Source organism: Enterococcus sp. 2201sp1_2201st1_C11_2201SCRN_220225, assembly GCF_040925905.1.
GTDB classification, from domain to species: domain Bacteria; phylum Bacillota; class Bacilli; order Lactobacillales; family Enterococcaceae; genus Enterococcus_C; species Enterococcus_C asini_A.
This window is the reverse complement of record NZ_JBCOJC010000014.1, coordinates 45,863-52,683: the sequence shown is the minus strand read 5'-3', so window position 1 is coordinate 52,683 and position 6,821 is coordinate 45,863. Positions and strand designations below refer to the sequence as shown.

General features: G+C 40.6%; 7 protein-coding genes. 3 read left to right on the top strand and 4 right to left on the bottom strand.

The genetic code is table 11. The features are described from left to right. Positions 1-340: 340 nt before the first annotated feature. On the bottom strand, positions 341-703 hold the full coding sequence (locus AB5754_RS05650; protein WP_311834263.1) for a hypothetical protein: 363 nt from the start codon (positions 701-703) through the stop codon (positions 341-343). Between the two features lie 63 nt (positions 704-766). Then, positions 767-1,147: a CvfD/Ygs/GSP13 family RNA-binding post-transcriptional regulator gene (locus AB5754_RS05645; RefSeq protein ID WP_311834264.1), complete on the bottom strand. Its 381-nt coding sequence runs from the start codon at positions 1,145-1,147 to the stop codon at positions 767-769. A 230-nt stretch (positions 1,148-1,377) separates the two neighbouring features. On the opposite strand from AB5754_RS05645, the gene AB5754_RS05640 reads away from it, so the two are divergent. Next, positions 1,378-2,547, top strand: a complete 1,170-nt coding sequence (locus AB5754_RS05640) for a MalY/PatB family protein (RefSeq protein WP_368250797.1) — start codon at positions 1,378-1,380, stop codon at positions 2,545-2,547. Between the two features lie 86 nt (positions 2,548-2,633). On the opposite strand, the gene AB5754_RS05635 is transcribed toward AB5754_RS05640, so the two are convergent. Then, positions 2,634-3,221: a peptidylprolyl isomerase gene (locus AB5754_RS05635; RefSeq protein WP_368250795.1), complete on the bottom strand. Its 588-nt coding sequence runs from the start codon at positions 3,219-3,221 to the stop codon at positions 2,634-2,636. Between the two features lie 138 nt (positions 3,222-3,359). Between AB5754_RS05635 and AB5754_RS05630 the strand changes: the two genes are divergently transcribed. Together AB5754_RS05630 and AB5754_RS05625 are read left to right on the top strand one after the other, a co-directional pair. Continuing rightward, positions 3,360-4,331, top strand: a complete 972-nt coding sequence (locus AB5754_RS05630; RefSeq protein ID WP_368250793.1) for an NAD(P)/FAD-dependent oxidoreductase — start codon at positions 3,360-3,362, stop codon at positions 4,329-4,331. Between the two features lie 69 nt (positions 4,332-4,400). Continuing rightward, the gene (locus AB5754_RS05625) at positions 4,401-4,910 is read left to right on the top strand and encodes a phosphatidylglycerophosphatase A (RefSeq protein ID WP_311834268.1); all 510 of its coding nucleotides are present in this window, start codon (positions 4,401-4,403) and stop codon (positions 4,908-4,910) included. Positions 4,911-5,336: 426 nt separating this feature from the next. On the opposite strand, the gene AB5754_RS05620 is transcribed toward AB5754_RS05625, so the two are convergent. Beyond that, a complete protein-coding gene (locus tag AB5754_RS05620) occupies positions 5,337-6,821 on the bottom strand; it encodes a glycoside hydrolase family 1 protein (RefSeq protein WP_368250791.1) in 1,485 nt (494 codons plus the stop codon).

Sequence of the window (6,821 nt, the reverse complement as noted above, 5' to 3'; positions counted from 1 at the left end):
GCTGTTTTCCAAAGTTGTTTTCTCACTTGCAACGTTGTCTAATTTATCATTTCTTAAGAAGTTGGTCAAGGGTTTTGGGTAAGTTTTTTTCCTCACTATTTTAGAATAATTGCATTAGGCATGACACAATGTTCGCTGTTCTCTACATAAAACGATATAAAAACCCAATATCCAATAATTTGCAAAAGAAAAGCGAACGTTATTTCTGGAAATTCGCATTTTCGATTGGAATTAAAAAAATTATTTCCCAGTAATTCTATGCACTTTTTTATTCATCTTTGTAAAAAAAACCGCCTGTACAGCCCCTTGACTGGTCAGACGGTTTGGATTGAACTTCTTTTTAAAAGAACGGCATACCTTCAATATCGTAGTTACGAATAATTTCTTGAAACTTTTGAGCTTCCTCCCAATAGTACCCATCAGGCAATACGCTTTTTTGCGCTGCTTCTTCCGCTTCAAAGACAAACATGGGAACATTTTCCTGGTTAATCTGACCATTTGTTAGTTCCACTAGGTCAATCTTTTTCACATCAAGCTGGACAGTGCCTTTTAACAGCTCCAAAATATTGGCCAGTCCGGTTTTGCCTTCTGAAAAGTCCGCATAGGCGAGCTCCAGTGTACTTCCGGTTGAATGCAACAAAAAACGTTTGTCTCCGTCTTGCAAATGTAGCATGACGATTCCCGCGACTTTTCTGTTTTCCAAGGTACCACCTCTTATCTCTGTTTCATGTCCATATTCTATCATGATTTCAGAAAATGTACATAACTATTTTCTTAAGCTTTCATTATGTAGATTTTCTAAGGCTTCTTCAATCCAGGTGGGCAATTGCTGGGCGATACTGCGAAAGCCAATGCGTTTGTTTTTATTGGTAAAGTATCGCTTTCTAAAGTTGCGATGTTTCTCATAAACCGTCTCTAATGAGCGCTTGGATAAACTGATCTTTTGGGAATATTCATCAATGTCGATGATTTGAACGGTGACTGCTTCGCCGATTTTTACCACATCATTGATATTTTTCGTATAGCCAGACTGGATTTCTGATACGTGAATCAGTCCTTGGGTGTGTTCGTCTAAAGCTACAAATGCGCCATAGGGTTGGATACCAGTAATGGTCCCTTCAATGGTTTGGCCGATTTGATACGTCATGTCATTTCTCTCCTCTACCTTTCATATTATACTGTAAGTTTTTTATGAAGTCACCTTGAATCAACAATCCTCATCAGACAGCTCTTTTTCAATTGAAAAATTCAGGATGTAAAAACCTTTCTTCTATCCTAATGACTCTTTCTATCAATCTTTTTCGTTTTTGATTATACTGAAATAAAAATCATCGGCATTTTAAGAAAATCGCTTAAAAGGCCTAAGGAGGACGTAATATGCAATCTTTTGACCAAATTTTTCCCCGTAAAAATACCAATAGCGTAAAATGGGACAGCATTAAAGTCACCTACAATAAAGAAGATTTACTGCCATTATGGGTGGCAGATATGGATTTTATGACGCCTCAGCCAGTCATTGACGCCTTGGCTACCTACACTCGCCAAGGGATTTTTGGTTATTCTGTGGTGCCCGAAACCTTATACCAAGCCATTCAAGACTGGGAACAGACTCACTATAATTACCAACTGACAAAAGAAGACATTCTCTTTTCTCCCGGCGTTGTGCCTTCCATTGGCGTGGCCATTCAAGCTTACACGAAAGCTGGCGAAAGCGTGTTGATCCACGATCCGGTTTATCACCCTTTTGCCAATATGGTGAAAGCCAACCAACGCAACTTGGTCACCAGCTCCTTAAAAATTAAAGACGGCCACTTTGTCATGGACTTAGTTGATATGGAAGAAAAAATTAAAGACCAGCACGTAAAAATGCTGATTTTATGTAACCCTCACAATCCAGGAGGTCGAGTTTGGACCAAAGAAGAGTTAATTGCCTGTGGACGCCTTTGCCAAAAATACGGTGTCATTGTCATTTCCGATGAAATTCACCAAGATTTGATCTTTGCCCCTCACCAACATCATTCTTTCCATACCCTGGATCCGGAGTTTGCTGAGTTTTCGATTATTTTAACGGCAGCCACCAAAACCTTTAACCTGGCGGCGGTGAAAATTTCCATGGTGTATATTAAAAATCCCGCACTGAAAAAAGCCTTCCAAGCCGTGCAAAATGCCACGGAGCAAAATACGATTAACACTTTTGGCTATGTGGCAACTGAGGCAGCCTACCAAAAAGGGGAAGCTTGGCGTAAAGAGCTGCTTCGTTATCTAGCAGAAAATATTACGTTTACCCAAAACTTTCTCCAAACCCATTTACCAAAAGTCAACGTCATGATTCCAGAAGGGACCTATTTAATGTGGTTGGATTTTCGCGCCTATGGTTTATCTCCAAAAGCACTCGAAGATAAATTGATCCAAGAAGCTGGCGTGGTCTTAAATAACGGAGCGATCTTTGGAGAAGGCGGACGAGGTTTTATGCGCTTGAACGTCGCTTGTCCTAAAGAAACGTTGACAGAAGGGTTGGAACGGATTAGGGGAGTGTTTGGTGAATAGCTTCTTACTTTCCTACTAACTAGAAAAAAGACCAGACAGACGAAATCGTCTAGCTGGTCTTTTTTACTTTCTTCTATTAGTATTACTTATTCCGTAATCTCAATTCCTTCAATCACTACATCGTGAACCGGGCGATCTTGTGGTCCTCGTTGCACGTTGGCGATTTCATCTACCACATCCATGCCTTCTAGGACATGACCGAAGACTGTGTGACGGAAATCCAACCAAGGGGTGCCGCCTTCTTTGTAGGCTTCAATGACTTCGCTGGGATAGCCCGCGCCTTCTAATTGACCGAGCATATTTGCTGGTACGTTTTGGTTATTGACGATAAAGAATTGACTGCCATTTGTATTTGGACCGGCATTGGCCATGGAGAGTGCGCCACGAAGGTTAAACAATTCTTTTGAAAATTCATCTTCAAAAGTTCCGCCAAATGAGCTTTCTCCTCCCATACCGGTACCAGTAGGATCGCCACCTTGAATCATGAAATCAGGAATCACGCGGTGGAAAATCACCCCATCGTAATAGCCTTTTTTGGCTAAGGTTTCGAAATTTTCAACCGTACGAGGTGCAAGTTCTGGGAAAAGTTGTACCAAAATATTGCCCCGGTTGGTTTTAATCAATGCTTGGTGACCTGTTTGGGCATCCAAAGTAAGCTGTGGAAATTGAGACATAGTTGTCCCTCCTTTTTCTTAATAGGTTTATGATAGCAGAAAAATGGCTTTTTGCCACTTCTTTGTTATAATGCCCCTAGCTGATTGTCCATCAGCCTGAATAAGAAATTCGACAGTTTAAATAGATGAGGTGGAACCATGGAAGTATATGATATAACCATTGTAGGATCCGGTCCCGTGGGCTTGTTTGCGGCTTTTTACGCGGGGATGCGCCAACGTAAAATTAAGATGATCGACAGTCTGGATCAAATTGGGGGGCAGTTGGCAGCCTTGTATCCGGAAAAAGTAATTTACGATATTCCGGGACAACCGAAAATTGCCGCCGGAACCTTAATCAAAAATTTAAAAAAACAAGTGGCTGCTTTTCCGGTGACGTATTGCTTAGGTCAAAAAGTGATTGATTACCAAGTCAAAGAAGAATTGATTGTCATTGAAACAGATCAAGGGCTTCATTACACCAAGACGGTCATTTTAGCCACAGGGCAAGGTTCTTTTCTTCCCCGAAAACTAAATGTGGCCGGCAGTGAAGACTTCGAAGGCCGAGGTATCTCTTATTTTGTTTCTGATTTAGCCAGTTATGCCGGCAAACAAGTCTTAATCGCCGGTGGCGGTGATTCGGCTTTGGATTGGGCCTTATCCTTGGAAGAAGCTGGGGCAAATGTGGGCTTGGTTCATCGTCGGGATCAATTTCGCGCTCACGAACACCAAGTGACGAACCTGAAAAACTCCACAGTCAACTGCTACACGCCTTATGTGATTGCGGGGTTTGCTGGAGATGATCGTCTGCGCCAAGTGACACTGATCCATAAAAAAACAGGAGAAGAAGTAACCCTTTTGGTGGACGAGCTACTGGTCAACTACGGCTTTCTCACTGACCGGAAAACCCACTGGCCACTAGATCAAGATGCCCAAGGCTTTACCGTAACTAGCAATATGGCTACTAGCCTTGCAGGCGTTTTTGCTTGCGGGGATGCAGCCAGTTATCCCGGTAAAGTCAACTTAATTGCCACAGGCTTTGGGGAAGCGGCTACTGCGGTAAACAATGCCGTCGCCTTTTTAGACCCGGATAGTCGTCGCCAACCTGCTCATAGCACCAGCCTTTTTGCCTAATTTGCGCCAGTTAATCCTCAGTGTGTTATCATGGTTATAGAAGCATTTACACAGTTTGGAGGAAGCAAAATGGTTATTGAACAAAAATCACTGGAAGAAAAAGCCCGGGAACTATTGACTAGTCGCGGGGTAACCTTAAAAGATATCGGCGAATTGGTGTACTTTTTGCAAAAAGACTACATTGAAGATATCACGTTGGCAGAATGTATCGAAAGCGTGGACTCGGTTTTAACAAAACGAGAAGTTCACAACACGATTATCACAGGCATTCAACTGGATATTTTAGCGGAAAAAGGCGAACTTTTGCCCCCATTACAAGAAATTGTAGCAGAAGATGAAGGTCTGTATGGCATTGATGAAATCCTTGCCTTGTCCATTGTCAACGTCTATGGCTCCATCGGCTTTACCAACTACGGCTATATCGACAAAGTCAAACCAGGAATCTTAGCTAAACTTAACGAACACAACGGCACAGATGTCCATACATTTTTAGATGATATCGTCGGTGCTATTGCGGCGGCGGCAGCTAGTCGCTTGGCCCATGCCAATCCAGGAAAATCACGGCATATTGTGCAGTAACTTATTACCCACTCGTGAAAACGGGTGGCTTTTTTATTCTAATAAAATGTATTGACACTTGCTCTCCTTTAAAAGTTGTTTTAATACCGCCAGCTGCTCACTTACTTCTCTTCATTTTTTTATAGATCTACGCACTCCTTTTTGCTTATACTACCCCCAATATATCAACTTTTTGTTCACCAATACATTTCTCAATTATTTTTTGATTCAATGCTACCACACTAACATAATATTCTTTTACCAAAGGGAGTCGTTTCCATACTTATATTTATTTAAGTTTCGTATGTTATTTATGGATTAGTACGTCACTATGATCTTCAGTTATCTTAATAAGCTGAGAGGATCACTTCTAGTGGCGCTCGGACAAGACTTTCCCTAATTTCTTTGTAAAATTTATTCGATTCTCTTAATCATTTCGATTCTCTATTAAAACTCATAAGAATCATTATTTTTCTCTGAGTCTATTAATCCATTGCGAGAGATAACTTGTTGATACCAATAGAAACTCTTTTTCGGGATACGTTCCAAATTCTGCTCATTTTCATCATCCTGATTAATATATACAAAACCATAGCGCTTTTTGTAGCCATTTAACCAAGAAAGTAAATCTGTAAAGGACCAGGCACAATAACCAATCACTTCAACTCCATCAGTAATCGCTTTTTGCATTTCTCTAATATGAGCATCCAAATATGCAATTCGATAATCATCATGAATCTGGTTTTCCTCAGTTAATTCATCAAAAGTACCTAAGCCATTTTCTGTGACAAAAATTGGCAACCCATAATCACTGTACACTTTTCGCAATGCGTAGCGGAATCCCACAGGATCAATTTCCCAATTCCAAGCATTTTTTGTCAAAAAAGGGTTGTCAATATGGATGAACATCTCCTCTTCTAGTTTTTCAGAATCGGACTTTGGTTGCATCAAATAAGGATCTGTAGACGAAAAATCTTTTTCCTTGACTTGCTGACTTTCGTATTTATTTCTTTGAACGGTCCCACCATGATAATAGTTAATACCCAAAAAATCCGGTCGAGCAGCTTTTAGAAGTTCCATGTCCCCCTCTTCAACTACTGGGGCCAGACCTTTTCTTTGAAGTTCCTTAAATATGAAAACTGGATATTTTCCTTTACAATAGATATCCAACCACCAGCGATTATTAAACTCATCAGCATTTTGGGCAGCTAAACAATCAGCGGGATCTGCTGTAGCGGGATAAACTCCACCATACCCGAAACTAGGACCAATTTTCCCTTGAGGTACTAATTCCTTAAAACGCAGAATCGCCCGCGCGTTCGCTAAATTCACAAAATGATTGGCCTGATACATTCTCTTAAGATCATTAACTGCAGGTGGATGAGTCTCCCAACGATAGCCCATGGGAATAAAAACATTTTGTTCATTCATGGTAACCCAATAAGTAACTTTTTCACCAAAATGTTTGAAAAGAATTTCAGCATATTTTTCAAAAGCAGATACTGTTTTACGACTTTCCCAGCCCCCATAACGTTTCTGTAAAGCTAAAGGCAAGTCCCAATGGTACAAAGTAATTATTGGTTGTATGTTATTAATTAGCAATTCATCAATTAAATTCTCATAAAATCGTAAACCGGATTCATTGATATATCCTTCCCCTTCCGGCAAAATACGACTCCAAGAAACACTAAAACGATATGCTTTTAGTCCCGCTTTTTTCATCAATGCCACATCTTCTTTAAAACGATGATAATGGTCAACGGCAATATCTCCGTTTGTACCTTTATATGTCTTACCAGGTACATGTGAAAATTCATCCCAGACAGACAATCCTTTCCCATCTTCATTCATTGCTCCTTCAACCTGGTAAGCAGCTGATGCAGCTCCCCAATAAAAGTTTTCTGGAAAGCTATCTAATTTATTGTGATACAT

Bases quoted from the DNA above. Each gene is read 5' to 3' on its own strand.
- AB5754_RS05620 (WP_368250791.1), bottom strand. From the start codon at position 6,821: ATGTATCACAATAAATTAGATAGCTTTCCAGAAAACTTTTATTGGGGA.
- AB5754_RS05640 (WP_368250797.1), top strand. From the start codon at position 1,378: ATGCAATCTTTTGACCAAATTTTTCCCCGTAAAAATACCAATAGCGTA.
- AB5754_RS05645 (WP_311834264.1), bottom strand. From the start codon at position 1,147: ATGACGTATCAAATCGGCCAAACCATTGAAGGGACCATTACTGGTATC.
- AB5754_RS05625 (WP_311834268.1), top strand. From the start codon at position 4,401: ATGGTTATTGAACAAAAATCACTGGAAGAAAAAGCCCGGGAACTATTG.
- AB5754_RS05635 (WP_368250795.1), bottom strand. From the start codon at position 3,221: ATGTCTCAATTTCCACAGCTTACTTTGGATGCCCAAACAGGTCACCAA.
- AB5754_RS05630 (WP_368250793.1), top strand. From the start codon at position 3,360: ATGGAAGTATATGATATAACCATTGTAGGATCCGGTCCCGTGGGCTTG.